The 16,990-nt window shown below is 58.0% G+C and carries 14 protein-coding genes; 7 read left to right on the plus strand and 7 right to left on the minus strand.

The window, feature by feature from the left end:
• Positions 1-83: 83 nt before the first annotated feature.
• From BUQ90_RS02190 to dcm, 6 genes are all read right to left on the minus strand, one after another.
• Positions 84-542, minus strand: a complete 459-nt coding sequence (locus tag BUQ90_RS02190) for a MaoC family dehydratase (protein ID WP_074203506.1) — start codon at positions 540-542, stop codon at positions 84-86.
• A 26-nt stretch (positions 543-568) separates the two neighbouring features.
• Complete coding sequence (locus BUQ90_RS02195) at positions 569-1,483, minus strand: SDR family NAD(P)-dependent oxidoreductase (protein WP_074203507.1); 915 nt, start codon at positions 1,481-1,483, stop codon at positions 569-571.
• Positions 1,484-1,620: 137 nt separating this feature from the next.
• Complete coding sequence (locus tag BUQ90_RS02200; RefSeq protein ID WP_074203508.1) at positions 1,621-3,177, minus strand: WS/DGAT/MGAT family O-acyltransferase; 1,557 nt, start codon at positions 3,175-3,177, stop codon at positions 1,621-1,623.
• Positions 3,178-3,295: 118 nt separating this feature from the next.
• Positions 3,296-4,522 carry a type II restriction endonuclease gene (locus tag BUQ90_RS02205; protein WP_074203509.1) on the minus strand — a complete coding sequence of 409 codons (1,227 nt, stop codon included), beginning with the start codon at positions 4,520-4,522 and terminating at the stop codon, positions 3,296-3,298.
• Complete coding sequence (locus tag BUQ90_RS02210) at positions 4,519-4,971, minus strand: very short patch repair endonuclease (RefSeq protein WP_074203510.1); 453 nt, start codon at positions 4,969-4,971, stop codon at positions 4,519-4,521. Before BUQ90_RS02210 ends, BUQ90_RS02205 begins: the two co-directional genes overlap by 4 nt.
• A complete protein-coding gene (gene dcm, locus BUQ90_RS02215; RefSeq protein WP_074203511.1) occupies positions 4,964-6,226 on the minus strand; it encodes a DNA (cytosine-5-)-methyltransferase in 1,263 nt (420 codons plus the stop codon). Before dcm ends, BUQ90_RS02210 begins: the two co-directional genes overlap by 8 nt.
• A 268-nt stretch (positions 6,227-6,494) precedes the next feature.
• Between dcm and BUQ90_RS02220 the strand changes: the two genes are divergently transcribed.
• On the plus strand, positions 6,495-7,442 hold the full coding sequence (locus tag BUQ90_RS02220) for a complex I NDUFA9 subunit family protein (protein ID WP_074203512.1): 948 nt from the start codon (positions 6,495-6,497) through the stop codon (positions 7,440-7,442).
• 26 nt (positions 7,443-7,468) lie between these two features.
• On the opposite strand, the gene BUQ90_RS02225 is transcribed toward BUQ90_RS02220, so the two are convergent.
• Positions 7,469-8,263, minus strand: a complete 795-nt coding sequence (locus BUQ90_RS02225; RefSeq protein ID WP_074203513.1) for an undecaprenyl-diphosphate phosphatase — start codon at positions 8,261-8,263, stop codon at positions 7,469-7,471.
• Between the two features lie 286 nt (positions 8,264-8,549).
• Here BUQ90_RS02225 and BUQ90_RS02230 point away from each other — a divergent pair, with 286 nt between their 5' ends.
• The 6 genes from BUQ90_RS02230 to BUQ90_RS02255 are packed head-to-tail and all read left to right on the plus strand — an operon-like array spanning position 8,550 to position 16,976.
• Positions 8,550-10,004: an NAD(P)-dependent oxidoreductase gene (locus tag BUQ90_RS02230; RefSeq protein WP_074203514.1), complete on the plus strand. Its 1,455-nt coding sequence runs from the start codon at positions 8,550-8,552 to the stop codon at positions 10,002-10,004.
• Entirely contained in the window at positions 10,001-10,621 is a 621-nt protein-coding gene (locus BUQ90_RS02235) for a DUF2059 domain-containing protein (RefSeq protein ID WP_143182693.1), read from the plus strand. Before BUQ90_RS02230 ends, BUQ90_RS02235 begins: the two co-directional genes overlap by 4 nt.
• Before the next feature lie 12 nt (positions 10,622-10,633).
• Positions 10,634-11,515, plus strand: coding sequence for a DUF2059 domain-containing protein (locus BUQ90_RS02240; RefSeq protein WP_074203516.1), 882 nt, complete (start codon positions 10,634-10,636; stop codon positions 11,513-11,515).
• A gap of 11 nt (positions 11,516-11,526) precedes the next feature.
• Complete coding sequence (gltB, locus tag BUQ90_RS02245) at positions 11,527-16,053, plus strand: glutamate synthase large subunit (RefSeq protein WP_074203517.1); 4,527 nt, start codon at positions 11,527-11,529, stop codon at positions 16,051-16,053.
• Positions 16,054-16,446 carry a hypothetical protein gene (locus BUQ90_RS02250; protein ID WP_074203518.1) on the plus strand — a complete coding sequence of 131 codons (393 nt, stop codon included), beginning with the start codon at positions 16,054-16,056 and terminating at the stop codon, positions 16,444-16,446. It begins immediately after the preceding gene.
• The gene (locus BUQ90_RS02255; protein ID WP_074203519.1) at positions 16,446-16,976 is read left to right on the plus strand and encodes a GNAT family N-acetyltransferase; all 531 of its coding nucleotides are present in this window, start codon (positions 16,446-16,448) and stop codon (positions 16,974-16,976) included. The genes BUQ90_RS02250 and BUQ90_RS02255 overlap by 1 nt, the downstream gene beginning before the upstream one ends.
• Positions 16,977-16,990 lie beyond the last annotated feature (14 nt).

Consider the following 16,990-nt stretch of genomic DNA (forward strand, 5'->3'; position numbering starts at 1 on the left):
CAACCGGTTCACGGCAGCGACAGGGCACAAAAAGGGCTCCGGAATCGCACCGGAGCCCTGTCAAAATTTCGTGAGGTCCGGTTTTAACCGACCACCACCATGACCAGCGAACGCGCGATCAGGGCGGGGGTTTCGATGCCCTCGATCTCCACCGTCACGTCATAGCTGAGCAGCCAGCGGCCCGGCTGTTTTTCCTGTGCATCGACCAGCACATGGCGCGCACGAACCTTCGATCCGGCCCGCACCGGGTTGAGGAAGCGGACCTTGTCATAGCCGTAGTTGATGCCCATCACCGTGCCTTCCAGGCCGAGCGTGACGCCATAAGACATGGCCGGCATCAGCGAGAGCGTCAGCAGGCCGTGGGCAATGGTGCCACCGAAAGGTGTCTTGGCCGCGGCCTCTTCATCGACATGGATGAACTGGTGATCCTCGGTACAGTCGGCAAATTTGTTGATCCGGTCCTGGCTGGCTTCGAACCAGTCGGACACGCCGACTTCCTTGCCTTTCCAGCTTTCCAGTTCCTCGGGTTTTACTATCGGCATGTTCTTTCTCCTCTTGCTGGCTGGTTTCAGCCTTTCATCACTTCCTGCATCCGGCGGAAAAACTTGCCGCCCTGGCCGCCGCCATTGGCATATTCCTGCATCCCGGTTTCATCCAGAATCTGGTCGATATTCGCGGCAATCGCTTCGGCGTTGCGCTCGGCTTCGGGGAGCCAGATGCCTTCGGTTTCAAGGATTTTCGCAGCCGCATAGCCGCCAGCACCCGCCGTCAGGATGGTTTTCGACGGCGCGCCGTCGCTGCACAGATAGACGACAGCCGGGGTCACTGCTTCGGGAACCAGCGCCTTGAGCGCTTCTTCCGGCATGATGTCTTCGGTCATCCGGGTCGCGGCGACCGGCGAGATGCAGTTGGTGTGAATGCCCTTGCCCGCGCCTTCCTGGTGCAGCGTGTTCATGAACCCGACCAGCGCCAGTTTCGCGGCGCCATAATTGGCCTGGCCGAAATTGCCATAGAGACCGGTGGACGAGGTGGTCATCACCAGCCGGCCATATTGCCGCTCGCGCATGTGATCCCAGACCGCCTTGGTGCAGTTGACGCTGCCCATCAGGTGAACATCCATGACAAAGTCAAAGTCGGCCAGCTCCATCTTGTGGAAGCTCTTGTCGCGCAGCACGCCGGCATTGTTCACGACAATGTCGACATGGCCCCATTCGGCAATCGCGTCGGCGACCATCTTCTGGACCGCTTCATAGTCGGTGACGCTGCATGCAGCGGGCATGGCGGTGCCGCCCTCGGCCTTGATCTCGTTGACCACGTCTTCAGCGGGGCCAGCGGATCCGCCGCTGCCATCACGGGCGCCGCCGAAATCATTGACGACAACCTTCACCCCGCGGCGCGCCAGCTCCAGCGCATGTTCGCGGCCCAGACCTGCGCCGGCTCCGGTGACGATGGCGACGCGATCATTAAATTCTACTGTGCTCATGGGACAGACCTCTTCGATGGTTTAACTGGTTGATGAATTGATTGCGCCGAGGGATGGGCAATCATTGCATCGGAGTCAAGCCAGCGGGTCGGTTTTCGCGCCCAGCCAAAGGCAATCAGCGCGAGATCAGGCCGGGATTATCTGGTCGCCGCCTTGCGCCCCGCCCTGCCTGCCGTAGCGGCAGAGGTCCGCACGCGCTTCTTGGGCTTTTTCGCCGCGCTTTTTTTGGCGGTGGCCTTTTTGGTTTTGGCCTTTTTCTTTTTCTGCTTCGCCGATTCCTTTTTCGCTGCCGCCATCAGGTCGGCAAAGCTGCGCGAAATTGCCTTGGCATAATTGTCCGGATCGGGCAGCTGTTCGCGATCGGCGAGGAAGGAGAGGATGACCTTGCCATTATAGCTGGTCACGACATGGAATATCCCCTGCCCCTCGGCGAGAATGCCCATGCCAAAGCCCTTCACCATCTCGGCGCCGGCAAAATACATCGGCACCATCGGTCCCGGCACGTTGGAGACCACCGTGTTGATCGCCGGGTTGAACCGTTCGACCAGCCCCATGCGGACCATCATCTTGGTCCCCGCCGCGGTCAGCCCGGCCGGCATCGCGCCGGACACTTCCATCAGCGTCTTCGCCCCGATCGCTTCGGTCATCGCCTTGGACCGCTGGGTCTCGTCCATGATGAATTTCAGCCGGTCGCCGGCATCCGCCAGATGGGTTCCGACCCCGACGGTCATCATCGTCACCTGATTGCCGGCGCTGCTCTTCTCGTCATCCGAACGGACCGAGACCGGCGCGCCGATTTTCAGTGTCTGCTCGGGCAGGTCGTCCTTGGACAGCAAATAGCCGCGCAGCGACCCGCTGGTCACCGCGATCATCACGTCATTGACGGTTGCGCCCGGAAACGCCTCGCGGATCGTCTTGATGTCGGACAGCGCAAATTCGCGCCCGTCAAACACGCGGTGCGGGCTGAGTTTTTTGTTAAATCTGGTCTTGGGAATGCTGGTCTTCGCATCCGCGCGCTGGGCAAATTCCCGGCGCACGTCGAGCAAACGCTTCGGCATCGGCACCAGCTTCTGGATATTCTGCAGCCCCCGCACGGGATTGGCGACATTGTTGAACTGCGCCTTGGCGAGCAGGCCGAGCGCATTGGGCTCGTCCTCCGCCTGCCAGTTGCGGCCGAAGTCGCGCGGTTTCATCTCGGCATCCGTGTCATGCAGCGCCAGCGTCATTTCCAGGCCTGATTTGCCGTCAATTGCCGCATGGTGCATCTTGTGGACCAGCGCGAAGCTGCCCTTCGGCACGCCCTCGACATTGTCGAGGCCTTCAATCACCGTGAACTCCCACAAAGGCTTGGTCATGTCGAGCGGCCGGGCATAGATGCGCGCCGCCTGAATACACAATTGCCGCCAGTCGCCCGGCTTCGGCAGTGCGATATGGCGGACGTGAAACTCGATATCGAAATCCTTGTCCTCGACCCAGTAGGGATGGTCGAGATCCAGCGGCACGCGCACCAGCTTCTGCCGAAAGATCCGCGCCCCGTCGAGCCGCCCCTCGATATAGCGCAGGATATCCTTGAACCCGACATGCCCGCCCGGCGCCGTCGAGGGATCATAGATCAGCAGCTGCCCGATATGCATCGGCGTGTTGGCCGTTTCCGTATAGGCAAACATCGCATCCAGTGCGCTGAGCTGTTTCATGGCGTCATCCCCGTTATCTTGCGGCCCCGACCGGTGGATCGGTTCCGTGAGTCGTAAGGGAAACAGCTTAAACGGGAATGGTTAAAGAAGCGAATCGGTTAAGCATGACGGGGATTCATCAGGGCAATCTCTCCAATCGTTTGACATGATCCACAAAGTCTCGGAGCGACCAAAGCCAATTCCGCTGTTCAACTGTGTAACTGGATTGAATCGAATTTGGCACAACGAGCTGGACAAGATGAGCCGCCATTTGATCAGTCTGAGCAGCAGAGATGGCCGGCTCCAGTGTAACAAGATGCTTTGCCTCAATTCTATCTGCTTCGGGCAATATTTGACGCCAACGTTCTTTACATACCGATTTCGCGCCAAGCATCGAAAGATGATCGTTCGGAAAATCGTCCTGAAAATAAGCCGTCTCTCCGGGAAACAGAAAGTCTGGCGTGTTATTGCGCTCTGTCTTGGCTCCTTTTGTGTACTCAATACTCCAAGCATCAAAAACTGCCGCCAAATGATGCTCAAAAGACAAACCCATTCTAGACTTGCGCCTGTTTTGTACGCTCAATGAAAAAGACAAAAACCCATCGACATCCACTTCACCTTGATCGACAAACCCCTCTTCAATCCGAGCCGAAACTATCCGACGTTCCAAGCGCCGAAACATTGCTTCTTCATGATCCAGCCAAGCTATAATCGCCAAATCGGGGTCTTCCGAAACATCGACTTCTGGTAGAGTCAGACGTGCCAAATCTGAAAATTCCCTGGTCTTGGGAAACTGAAATCCAAAACGATCAATGATTGTGTCTATGGAGTTGGCATTGGGATCCTCAAATTCAATTCCCAACTCATCCAGCAGGAAGCGCGCTGTGAAATCTATTTCTGCTCCCTCGTCTGCGGAATAGGAGCGAGCGGAGAACTTCAACTCTGGTTGGTTGGAATAACCGAATAGCCAAAGCAACTGACTTTCAATACTGGAGCCAGCTGGCGCAACCACAAAAAGCAAATGATCATTTCGCCTCTTGGCAAGGAACAACGTATCTCCTTGGTTCATGCAGTCTGTCACAGGGTTATTACGATAATACAATCGCCATTCCGGTGGGCGATCCTCTTTCCCAATTCTTGTATCATAATGCGTGGAGTAATCATCGACCGAGAACCCCTCCTGCTCGCCCCCGAACCACAAGTAAGTCGTATGAAATTTCTTCTGATGCTCCTCCTCCAAAAACTCCCGCATTGCCTTGGTTGTACCAATTTCATGTTGATTGGATGACGAGCAGTCAGCGTCAACTTTGCTAAGTGTTTTAACTGCAACACCTTCAAAATATTCCGAAAGGTAGCCTTTCTTCATCGGGCCGGGATCTCTTCATTTCTATCAGCATTCAGTAGCCACCTCTTGACCTTTTCAAGTTCAATAGAAATCTGCTCTTCCGGCTGGTTTTTTGTGGCGCACTCCCAAAATGTGAGGCATTTCCAACCAGCTTGGGATAGAGCGTCGATGGCTCTTTGATCTCTCAGTTTGTTGTTTTCGATTTTCTTTCGCCAAAATTCAGGGCGTGTTTTTGGCCATTTGAACAGATGGCAGCCATGTCCATGCCAAAAACACCCATGCACAAAAATCACTGAATCATGTTTGGGGAATACCAAATCTGGCTTCCCTGGCAATTGCTTGTCATGGAGCCTGAAACGGAATCCGAGCCTGTGCAGGCCTTTACGGACTATCATTTCAGGCTTGGTATTTTTTGACCTGATCCCGCTCATCATCCGACGGCGGACTTCGGTTGAAACAATATCAGCCAAGTGCCAATTCCACAATCTCTTTTTCTTTGCCTGTTGCAGATGTTTGGTTTTGGTGGCGGGGCTGACTCCTCATCACAGCCTGGGAAATATGTGGTTTCATGGCATTGGCCAGAAACTCAACAACCGGGACCACAACCGCATTGCCGAATTGCCTGTACGCTTGAGTGTCGGAAACAGGAATATGCCACTCCCGGTCACTTCGCTCAAAGCCCATCAGCCTTGCACATTCCTTTGGCGTCAGGCGTCTGGGTCGGTTTCCCGGCTGCGCAACCAAAATTTCCGAACCGTCTTTGTAATATCTTGCAGACAGGGTGCGGGCGATGTCGTCCGGTCCACATAAACCAAACCCAAAGCCATTGCCTTTCGCGGCGTGCTTGGCCTTATAGTCTTGCAAATACTGCCAGAGTTTCGGTGTGAGAGTATATTTGGGATCGACGTCCTCATTTCGGTCCAGAATGCTACTCAGTTTTGGGCCCGATGCGATTGGTGGAAGTTCCAGGCTAGCCAAATCAAACGTTGTTTGATCTTTGAAACCCACAATGAATACACGTTCGCGTTTTTGGGGTACCCAAGCAGCGGCGCTGATCACACGATGCTGCACATGATAACCGAGTTCATTTTCGAGTACGTTTATGATCGTTTTGAAAGTGCGGCCACCATCATGACGCTCCAGATTTTTGACATTTTCCAGAACAAAGGCCGCCGGGCGATGATGCGCAATGATCTTAGCGGTATCAAAAAACAACGTGCCCTGTGTATCGCAAAGAAAACCGTGGGGCCGACCAAGCGCATTCTTTTTGGAGACTCCGGCGATCGAGAAAGGCTGACAGGGAAATCCTGCCAAAAGAACGTCATGCTCAGGAATTTTTTCGGGATCCTCGGAAAATTCCCTGATGTCTCCATGAACAGGATGGTTGTCTCTAAAGTTGTTTCTGTATGTCTCTTGGGAAAACCTGTCCCATTCAGACGTGAAACTGCAATGTCCCCCGATATTCTGAAAACCGATCCTGAGCCCGCCTATTCCGGCAAAAAGATCAATAAACCGGAAGGCTATCTTGTCGTCATTCAAGCTTGGTTTGCCCGCCGATATTTTGGCTATCATTTCCAACGCCCGGTAAACAGCTACTTTGGGTTCCAGCTCACCGCGCTCCCACCTGTAAACAGTGCTGGGGGAATAACCCAACTCCTGCGCCGCATCTTCGACGGTCAAGCCTGCTGATTGCCTCAGCTCGGAAAATGTAAGACTTGGGCGCATCTTCGTTCCTCTGTGTCAATTTTTGGCACAGTGACAATAATCGACACATAAAACAAGAACAAAAAGTGAATCTATGGATTTTCATAACCGATCGTCATCCTGCTCCCCACCCCCTCACCCCCAATCCATGCTATACTCCCTTGCACCCCGCCCGGCGCATCATCGCCCATTTGGATATTGCGCGCGCGCGCCGGTTGCGGCAAAGGCGGGGCTCGGCTTTGGAACAGCCGGTCCTGCCAGCCGGGGCCGGGAATGACGGAAAGATGACATGGCGCTCGACGGACAACTGATTTGCATTTTTGGCGGTGGCGGGTTTCTGGGGCGCTATATTGCGCAGAAACTGCTGAGCGGGGGCGCGCGGGTGCGGATTGCCGAGCGCGGCGTCCGGGACGCGCTGCATATCAAGCCGCTGGGCGGTCTGGGCCAGACGCAATTCGCCAGCGCCGATATCACGAAAAAGGATAGCGTCGCGCGGGCCGTGCATGGCTGTGACGCGGTGATCAATCTGGTCGGCATTTTGAAGGGCGATTTTGAGCGCGTCCATGTCGAGGGCGCGCGCCATGTCGCGGAGGCCGCGGCGGCAGAGGGCTGCGGTGCGATGGTGCAGATGTCGGCGATCGGTGCGGATGTCGATTCGCCGTCCGCCTATGGCCGCAGCAAGGGCGAGGGCGAGCAGGCGGTGCGCGAGGCTTTTCCCGGCGCGATCATCCTGCGCCCGTCGATCGTCTTTGGCCGCGAGGATCAGTTTATCAACCGCTTTGCGCAGATGATCACGATGCTGCCGATTGTGCCTGTCATTGGCAGCGCGACGAAGTTTCAGCCGGTCTTTGTCGGCGATGTCGCCGATGCGGTCGCGGCGGCGCTGGCCGATGCCGACAGCTTTGCCGGGCAGACGTTCGAGCTGGGCGGGCCGGAGCAGATCAGCATGGGCGATCTCAACCGGCGGATTGCCGAGATGACCAACCGGGATCGCGGCTTCATCGAGCTGCCCGATTTTGTCGCCAGGGCGATGGCGACGATGACCGGCTTCCTGCCGCTGGCGCCGATTACCAAGGACCAGTATCTGATGCTGCAGGTCGACAATGTGGTGGCGAAAAAGGCCAAGGGGCTGGACAGCTTTGGCGTCGCACCGACACCGATGGCGGCGGTCGCGCGCGGGTGGATGGAGCAATATACGGTGGCTGGCCGCTTTGGCGCGCGGGCCAAGGCGGGCTAGGTTTCTCGGCTAAAGGGGCGCCAGCTTCAGAAGAACGCCAATAGCGCCGCGCCCATGGCGACGCGGTAGATCACGAACACCATCATCGACGCCTTGCGCAGGAACTGCATGAGGAAGGCCATAGTCGCGAGCGCCGCGAGGAAGGTCAGCGCGCCGGTGATCAGCGCTTCCATCAACAGGTCGCTGCTCGCGTCCATCAGGTCGGGGATGATCAGGATCCCTGCGCCGGCGACCGCCGGGATGCTGAGCAGGAAGGAAAAGCGCGCCGCCTCGACCCGGCTATAGCCGAGGAAGCGTGCGGCGGTCATGGTGACGCCCGAACGGCTGGTCCCGGGGATCAGCGCCAGCGCCTGGGCGAGGCCGACGAGGATGCCGTCTTTCAGCGTCATGTCCTCGAACGATTTGACCTGCTTGCCGATGCGGTCGGCAATGCCGAGCAATATCCCGTAGATGATCAGGTTGATGCCGACCAGGGTGGTGCTGCGAAAGCCCTCGAGATAGCCGCCGGTCTTGAGGAACAGGCCGACGATGACCGCCGGAATGGTGCCGATGATGATCCACCACAGCAGGCGCTTTTCCTTTTCCGCCTGGCCGATGCCGATGGTCGCGAAGCCGCCCCGGCCGAGCGCGATCACGTCCTTGAAAAAATAGGTCATGATCGCGAGCAGCGAGCCGACATGCACGGCAATGTCGATCATCGGCCCCTGGTCGGCATAGCCGGTGAAGACAGGCAGCAGGATCAGGTGGCCGGACGAGGAAATCGGCAAAAATTCGGTAACGCCCTGCACGACCGCGAGAAGCAGCATTTGAATGAATGTCATGATGAAACCCGAAAGGAAAACGCCCGAATGAAAAACGAGAACGCGTTATAGGCGCTGATTCGGGATTTGTCCTTGACGAATATAGGTCCGGTTTGATACTTTTATCGCGGAATTGAAGGTTTTCGCTAACGGAAAACTCTCATTTTCTACCATATAAGTAAGTATTGTTGTCCTAAATGCGCATTTTCGGGTGACTTCTACCGGAAGTTCGCCTATCAGCCCGGCAGAGGTCGCGCTCCGCGCGGCCGGATATACAGCCAAATATTACAGGAATCGAGCGACCGGCATGGCAAATGGCCCGCAAAAACTGGACATGTTGAAATTTGTGAACACGGGACAAACCTATCCCGAAAAGCGCGAACCCGAGCTCCGGACCGAGGATTTTCAGGAAATTGCCGACCGCTATGCGCCGAAAAAGGCGGCTGAACAGGCCGCCCGCTGCTCGCAATGCGGGGTCCCCTATTGCTCGACCCACTGCCCACTGCACAATCATATTCCCGACTGGCTGCGCCTGACCGCCGAGGGCCGGGTGCGCGAAGCCTATGAGATGTCCAACCTGACCTCGACCATGCCCGAGATTTGCGGCCGGATCTGCCCGCAGGACCGGCTCTGCGAAGGCAATTGTGTCATCGAGTTTTCCGGCCATGGCGCGGTCACGATTGGCGCGGTTGAAAAATATATCACCGACACCGCCTGGGAAGAAGGCTGGGTCGAGCCGCTCGAGCCGGGCAAGTCCCGCGGCCAGTCGGTTGGCGTAATTGGCGCTGGCCCCGCCGGGCTGACCGCAGCGGAATATCTCCGCGTCGCCGGCTATGATGTCCATGTCTATGACCGGCATGACCGGCCGGGTGGACTGCTGACCTATGGTATTCCCGGCTTCAAGCTGGAAAAGCCGGTGATCATGCGCCGCGTCGACCGGCTGCGCGAGGGCGGCATCGTGTTTCACGAGAATTTCGAGGTCGGCCGTGATGCCACACTGGAAGAGCTGCGCAACAAGCATGACGCGATCCTGATTGCGACCGGTGTCTACAAGGCGCGCGCGATCAAGATGCCGGGCGTCGGTGCCCCGGGTGTCGAAGAAGCGCTCGACTTCCTGATCGCCTCCAACCGCAAGAGCTTTGGGGATGATGTGCCCGATTTCGACAATGGCCGGTTCGATGCCAAGGGCAAGAATGTGGTGGTCATCGGCGGCGGCGACACCGCGATGGACTGCGTCCGCACTTCGGTGCGCCAGGGCGCCAAGTCGGTCAAATGCCTCTATCGCCGCGACCGCGCGAATATGCCGGGATCGCAGAATGAAGTGAAAAATGCCGAGGAAGAGGGCGTCGAATTTGTCTGGCTGTCCGCGCCCAAGGCGGTCGAAGGGACCGATCAGGCCACCGCGGTCAAGGCCACCCGCATGCGGCTCGGCGCTCCCGATGCCAGCGGTCGCCGCGCCCCGGAACCCGAGCCGGATAGCGATTTCACGCTCGACGCCGATCTGGTGATCAAGGCGCTGGGCTTTGATGCCGAAGATCTGCCACAGCTGTTCGACTGCCCCGACCTCAGCGTCACCCGCTGGGGCACGCTGCGCGTCGATCACAAGTCGATGATGACCAATCTCGACGGCGTGTTCGCGGCCGGCGACATTGTCCGCGGCGCCAGCCTCGTCGTCTGGGGCATCCGCGACGGCCGCGACGTGACCGAGCACATGCACCGCTATCTCCGCGAAAAGGCCCGGGCCGAGAAGGTGGCGGCGTGAGAAAGGCAAAAAACTTCGGCTCGCCATTTGTCTTGCTCGCGACAATCGCTCTGGGTTCCGTTGCGCAGGCACAATCTCATACCCCGGCAACAGAGTCCGCGCCAGTCGCAGAACCGAACGCTGAACAGCTTGCCGCCGCAAAGCAGCTCATCGACCTGATCCTGCCGCCGTCGCAGAGAATAGACATGGTCAACACCATGGTAGGAGCAATGCTGAAGAACATGACGGACGGCATATTGGCTGATCCGACATTGCGGTCGACGCTCAATGAGCAGCCGGAAATGGCTTCCGTTTTTGCGGATTTTGTGGAGCGACAGCGCCAGAAAACAGAATCACAGATGGAGGCAAGCCTGCCCGGGCTCGTCGAAGCCATGAGCCGTGCCTATGCCCGCGCCTTCACCCTTTCACAGCTCACCGACATGCAGGATTTCTTCGCCACGCCGACGGGACAGATTTATGTCGTCAAATCCGTTTCACTGATGAGCGATCCCGACGTGGCCGCATGGCAACGAAATTCCATGCAGGAAAGCATGGCGGACATGCCGTCGGAAATCGAACGTCTGGTCTCCGAACTGAGAGCCGCCAGCGGCGAAAACCGAGATGGCGAAACCGAATAGAAGGAATAGCAGATGAATTTTGGCAAATTTTTGATTCCGGCTATCTCATTGCTGGCACTATCTTCACCTTCGCTCGCCCAGGAAAGCGCTGCTCCCGCCACAGCATCTGCCGAAGCAACCGCCATCGATCCTGCTCGCCTCGAAGCAGCCAAGAAAACCGTCGACTATCTCTTCCCGCTTGGCACCTATGAACGGATGATGCGCGGCACGATGGATCAGCTCATCGACTCGATGCTGGGCAGCCTCGGGACCATGCGGATCGGCGATCTGGCCGGCGCATCGGGTGTCGCAGGTGAAGATATTCCCGAAGGCGAGGGCGACCGCACGCTGGCCGAAATCTCGCGCGAGGCCGATCCGCATTTTGAAGAACGGATGCAGATCACGACACGTGTGATGATGGACGAGATGGTCACGCTGATGACCGCCATGGAACCCGCCATCCGCGACACGCTGGTCAACATTTATGCGCGCAAATTCACGGTCGGACAGCTCGACGAAATGAACCGCTTCTTTGCAACAGATACCGGCTCGGCCTTTGCCCGCGATTACATGATGGTGTTTGTCGACCCGGAAATGATGCAGTCGATGATGAGCATGGTGCCGGAGATGATGCAGGCCATGCCCGACATCATGAAAAAGGTGCAGGACGCCACGGCCCATTTGCCGCCGGTCAAACTGCCAGGCACAGACGGTTTTGACGACAACAATACGTCGGATGAGGACACCGACATCACCGAAGATGACAGCTCCTGGGAAGATCCGGAAAACTGGTCAAAGGAAGATCAGGAGCTGGTCAACCGGCTGAGCAATGAATCCGACGTCGCATTCGAAAAATATTTCGAAGCCCTCGAAACCGCGCAGCAAAATGCGAAAGCCCGGCTCCAGAAAAACTGAAACGAATAATCATGACCCACCACTATCCCACCCCCGAACATCAGCGGCTTGCCGAACAGGGCATGTATCGCCCCGAATTTGAATCCGATGCCTGTGGTGTTGGCCTGGTTGCTGCGGCCGATGGCAAGCCGTCCCGGCGCGTGGTGTCTTCAGCGATTGATGCGCTGAAAGCCGTGTGGCACCGAGGTGCTGTCGATGCGGATGGCATGACGGGGGACGGAGCCGGCCTGCATGTGGATCTGCCCGTGCGCTTCTTTGACGATGCCATTGCCGACAGTGGCCACAAGGTGCGTCCGAACCGGCTGGCCGTGGGCATGATCTTCCTGCCGCGGACCGACCTCAGTGCGCAGGAAACCTGCCGCACCATTGTCGAGGCGGAAATTATCGAATCCGGATACACCATCTATGGCTGGCGGCAGGTGCCGGTCGATGTGTCGGTGATCGGCGTCAAGGCCCAGAATACGCGCCCGGAAATCGAACAGATCATGATTGCCGGTCCGCTGCCAGACCGGCAGAGCGTCGAGGAGTTCGAAAAGAATCTCTATCTGATCCGCCGCCGGATCGAAAAGAAGGTCATCGCCGCGCAGATCAACGATTTCTATATCTGTAGCCTGTCCTGCCGCTCGATCATCTACAAGGGCCTGTTCCTCGCGGAGTCGCTGTCGGTTTTTTATCCCGACCTCAATGACGACCGGTTTGAAAGCCGGATCGCGATATTTCATCAGCGCTATTCGACCAACACATTTCCCCAGTGGTGGCTGGCGCAACCATTCCGTTGCCTTGCGCATAATGGCGAGGTGAACACCATCCGGGGCAACAAGAACTGGATGAAAAGCCACGAGATCAAGATGGCAAGCCTCGCCTTTGGCGATCACAGCGAGGATATCAAGCCGGTTATCCCGGCGGGTGCGTCGGACACGGCTGCGCTCGATGCGGTGTTCGAAACCATCTGCCGGTCCGGACGTGACGGTCCGACGGCAAAACTGATGCTGGTACCCGAGGCCTGGCAGAATAATCCCGACATCAACGCGTCGCACAAGGCAATGTACGAATATATGGCGAGCGTGATGGAGCCGTGGGACGGTCCTGCGGCACTGGCCATGACCGACGGACGCTGGGCGGTTGCCGGTGTCGATCGCAATGCCTTGCGGCCGCTGCGCTATTCGCTGACCTCCGACAATCTGCTGATCATCGGTTCGGAAACCGGCATGGTTGTGGTGCCGGAAAGCCAGATTGTCGAAAAGGGCCGTCTCGGCCCGGGCGAAATGATCGCCGTCGATCTCGATGAAGGCATGATGTTCAGTGATCAGCAGATCAAGGACAAGATCGCGGCCGAGGAACCCTATCCCGAACTGGTCAAGGGATTCCGGACGCTGGACGACCTGCCGCCCGCACCGGCCAAGTCCGGCATGGACTATTCCCGCGCCGAACTGATCCGGCGACAGACCGCGGCCGGTCATACGCTGGAAGACATGGAGATGATCCTCGCCCCGATGGTCGAGGATGCCAAGGAAGCGATTGGCTCGATGGGCGATGACACACCGCTTGCGGTGATCAGTCTCAAGCCGCGCCAGGTCAGCCATTTCTTCCGCCAGAATTTCAGCCAGGTGACCAATCCGCCGATCGATTCGCTGCGCGAACGGCATGTGATGAGCCTGCGCACGCGCTTTTCCAATCTCGCCAATATCCTGGAAAAAGACAGCCAGAACGAGAATGTGCTGGTGCTCGACAGCCCGGTGCTGAGCTGCGCGGCCTGGGAACGGCTGAAAGGCAGTTTCGGTGATGCGGTTGCGGTGATTGACTGCACAATGACATCGACCGGCGGGGCCATCGAATTGCGCGACGCCCTCGCCCGGATCCGCAGCGAAGCCGAAAAGGCCGTCCGGCAGGGCAAGACCGAGATCTTTCTGACCGACGAAGATATTGACGAAGACCGGATGGCGATCAGCATGGTCATCGCCACCGCCGCCGTGCACACCCATCTGGTGCGTCAGGGACTGAGGGCCTATGCCTCGGTCAATGTCCGGGCTGCCGAATGTCTCGACACGCATTGCTATGCGGTGCTGATCGGTGTCGGCGCGACCACGGTCAATGCCTATCTGGCGGAAGCGGCGATTGTCGATCGCCATGAACGCGGTCTGTTCGGCGAGCTTGATCTCGATAGCTGTATCGCGCGTCACAAGAAGGCGGTCGACGAAGGGCTGCTGAAGATCATGTCGAAAATGGGCATCGCGGTGATTTCCAGCTATCGCGGCGGCTATAATTTCGAAGCCGTCGGGCTGTCACGCGCGCTGTGCAATGACCTGTTCCCGGGTATGCCGACGAAAATTTCCGGCGAAGGCTATGCGTCGCTGTTCATCAATGCACAGGACAAGCATCTGGCTGCCTTTGAGCCGGCGATTGTCCGGCTGCCGGTCGGCGGATTCTACAAGCAGCGCGATGGCGGCGAGCCGCATGCCTATTCGGCGCATCTCATGCATTTGCTTCAAAATGCGGTCGCGCATGACAGCTATTCCTCCTACCTGCAATTTTCGCAAGGTGTCCGCGAACTGGAGCCCGTCTATCTGCGCGATCTGATGGAATTCAACTATGCCCCGGAACCGATCCCGATTGATGAGGTCGAGGCGATTACCGAGATCCGCAAGCGTTTCAACACGCCGGGCATGTCGCTCGGCGCGCTGAGCCCGGAAGCGCACGAGACGCTGGCCATCGCGATGAACCGGATTGGTGCCAAATCGGTGTCCGGCGAAGGCGGCGAGGAAAAGCGGCGCTACACGCCCTTTGAAAATGGCGACAATGCGAGCAGCCCGATCAAGCAGGTCGCGTCCGGCCGTTTCGGGGTGACCGCCGAATATCTCGGTGCCTGTGAAGAAATCGAAATCAAGGTCGCGCAGGGCGCCAAGCCCGGTGAAGGCGGGCAGCTCCCCGGTTTCAAGGTGACAGAGTTCATCGCCAAGCTGCGCCACTCGACACCCGGCGTCACCCTGATTTCGCCGCCACCGCATCACGATATCTACTCGATCGAGGATCTGGCCCAGCTCATTTATGACCTGAAGCAAATCAATCCGAAAGCGCGGGTCTGCGTGAAACTGGTTTCCTCGGCCGGTATCGGCACGATCGCCGCTGGCGTCGCCAAGGCCCATGCGGATGTCATCCTGATCTCTGGCAATACCGGCGGCACCGGCGCATCGCCGCAAACATCGATCAAATTTGCCGGCACGCCCTGGGAAATGGGGCTGACCGAAGCCAATCAGGTACTGACGCTCAATGGCCTGCGCCACCGGGTCAAGCTGCGCACCGATGGCGGGCTGAAGACCGGTCGGGACATCGTGATTGCCGCGATACTCGGTGCCGAGGAATTCGGGCTGGGTACGCTCAGCCTCGTCGCGATGGGCTGCATCATGGTGCGGCAGTGCCACAGCAACACCTGTCCGGTCGGGGTCTGCGTACAAGACGAGAAACTGCGCGAGAAATTCACTGGCACACCGGAAAAGGTGATCAATCTGATGACCTATATGGCCGAGGAAGTGCGCGAGATTCTCGCGCGGCTCGGCTACCGGTCACTCAACGAGATTATCGGCCGCACCGAGTTGTTGCGTCAGGTCAGCCGCGGTGCCGAACATCTCGACGATCTCGATCTCAACCCGATTCTGGCCAAGGTCGATGCGCCGGATACCGAGCGCAGCTTCAACCTGCCGACGCATCGCAACGAGGTGCCCGACAGCCTTGATGCGCAGATGATTGCGGATGCGAAACCGGTGTTCGAACGCCGCGAAAAGATGCAGCTGACCTATACGGTGCGCAACACGCACCGCGCTGTCGGCACGCGCTTTTCGGCCGAAGTGACAGCAAAATACGGGCAGAATGCTCTCGCCGAAGATCATGTCCATGTCCGCCTGCGCGGCTCGGCGGGGCAGTCGCTCGGCGCATTCCTGTGCCAGGGCATTACCCTGGAGATATTCGGGGATGCCAATGACTATGTCGGCAAGGGCCTGTGCGGCGGCAAGATCATTGTCCGCCCGATGGTCAGCTCGCCGCTCGATTCCAAATCCAACACGATCATCGGTAACACCGTGCTTTATGGCGCGACATCCGGTCACCTGTTCGCGGCCGGTCAGGCGGGCGAGCGCTTCGCCGTTCGCAATTCCGGCGCCGATGTCGTGGTCGAAGGCTGCGGCGCCAATGGCTGCGAATATATGACCGGCGGCAATGCCGTGATCCTGGGTCCCGTGGGCAGCAATTTTGGCGCCGGCATGACCGGCGGCATGGCCTTCATTCTCGACACCGATCGCAAGTTTGACAAGCAGGCCAATCCGGAATCGATCATCTGGCAGCGTCTCGACAGCGCGCACTGGGAGGCCCATTTGAAAGGCCTGATCGAAGCACATCACGAAGCGACCGACAGCAAATGGTCCGAGACCATCTTGCGTGACTGGGACCGCTGGCGGGAACGGTTCTGGCAGGTCTGTCCGAAGGAAATGGTCGAGCGCATCGCCCATCCGCTGTCCGACAGCGCAGCAATCGAGGCCGCGGAATAGGTGAATTTCCGGCAGCGTTTGAAATATTGGCGCTACGTGCTTTTCCGGGAATGGAAGACAGCAGGCTTGTTCCTGTTTCTGGCTTTGCTTTTCTATGGTATTTTTCAGGTGCAGTCCAACGGGGTATGGAGTGCCCAGGAGAATCCGCAGCAACTGGTATATGGTAAAGTCCTGTCGATCAGAACCGAAACCCGAGACGAAGATGCAACTCAACCGACATTCATTGTGTGGGCAAATCTTGGGGAGGAGCAGGATATCATGTTCAGCACCAAAAAGTTGAGTGCGATGAACTGCAAGCTCGGCGACCGAATTCAGATCATAATCCTGACCAGCGATTCCAATCGTAAATGGTACAGGCTGGGATCTCAGGACTGTCGGACGGAGACCAACTAATGCCTCATTCAACCCCGGAATCAATCACAATCGCCCCTCTCGAAGATCGCTATGCCGCGGCTGTTCTGGATATTTATCAGCACGGAATCGATACCGGCCACGCCACATTCCAGGCGGATGCGGGCAGCTGGCAGGAGTGGGATGACTCGCATCTCGCGGCCCCGCGCCTGGGCGCCTTTGCCGGTGAGGAACTCGCTGGCTGGGCGGCGCTCAGTGCAACATCGTCGCGCTGTGTCTATGCCGGTGTGGCGGAAATCAGCATCTATGTCGGCACAGATCATGCCGGGCAGGGGGTCGGGCTGATGTTGCTGGAAGCGCTCGTTGCAGCCTCGGAGGAAGCAGGAATCTGGACGCTGACGGCCGGGATATTGACCGAAAACACCGCCAGCATCGCGCTGCACGAAAAAGCAGGCTTCCGGATCGTCGGCACGCGCGAGCGGCTCGGGAAAATGTCCTTCGGCCCGATGGCGGGCCAGTGGCGCGACGTGATCGAAATGGAACGACGCAGCACATCCGAGCGGTTTAACTGAACTCGTTTGTTCTT

It is taken from the genome of Parasphingorhabdus marina DSM 22363 (genome assembly GCF_900128895.1).
GTDB classification, from domain to species: Bacteria; Pseudomonadota; Alphaproteobacteria; order Sphingomonadales; family Sphingomonadaceae; genus Parasphingorhabdus; species Parasphingorhabdus marina.

Bases quoted from the DNA above. Each gene is read 5' to 3' on its own strand.
- BUQ90_RS02190 (WP_074203506.1), bottom strand. From the start codon at position 542: ATGCCGATAGTAAAACCCGAGGAACTGGAAAGCTGGAAAGGCAAGGAA.
- BUQ90_RS02195 (WP_074203507.1), bottom strand. From the start codon at position 1,483: ATGAGCACAGTAGAATTTAATGATCGCGTCGCCATCGTCACCGGAGCC.
- BUQ90_RS02200 (WP_074203508.1), bottom strand. From the start codon at position 3,177: ATGAAACAGCTCAGCGCACTGGATGCGATGTTTGCCTATACGGAAACG.
- BUQ90_RS02205 (WP_074203509.1), bottom strand. From the start codon at position 4,522: ATGAAGAAAGGCTACCTTTCGGAATATTTTGAAGGTGTTGCAGTTAAA.
- dcm (WP_074203511.1), bottom strand. From the start codon at position 6,226: ATGCGCCCAAGTCTTACATTTTCCGAGCTGAGGCAATCAGCAGGCTTG.
- BUQ90_RS02220 (WP_074203512.1), top strand. From the start codon at position 6,495: ATGGCGCTCGACGGACAACTGATTTGCATTTTTGGCGGTGGCGGGTTT.
- BUQ90_RS02225 (WP_074203513.1), bottom strand. From the start codon at position 8,263: ATGACATTCATTCAAATGCTGCTTCTCGCGGTCGTGCAGGGCGTTACC.
- BUQ90_RS02230 (WP_074203514.1), top strand. From the start codon at position 8,550: ATGGCAAATGGCCCGCAAAAACTGGACATGTTGAAATTTGTGAACACG.
- BUQ90_RS02240 (WP_074203516.1), top strand. From the start codon at position 10,634: ATGAATTTTGGCAAATTTTTGATTCCGGCTATCTCATTGCTGGCACTA.
- gltB (WP_074203517.1), top strand. From the start codon at position 11,527: ATGACCCACCACTATCCCACCCCCGAACATCAGCGGCTTGCCGAACAG.
- BUQ90_RS02255 (WP_074203519.1), top strand. From the start codon at position 16,446: ATGCCTCATTCAACCCCGGAATCAATCACAATCGCCCCTCTCGAAGAT.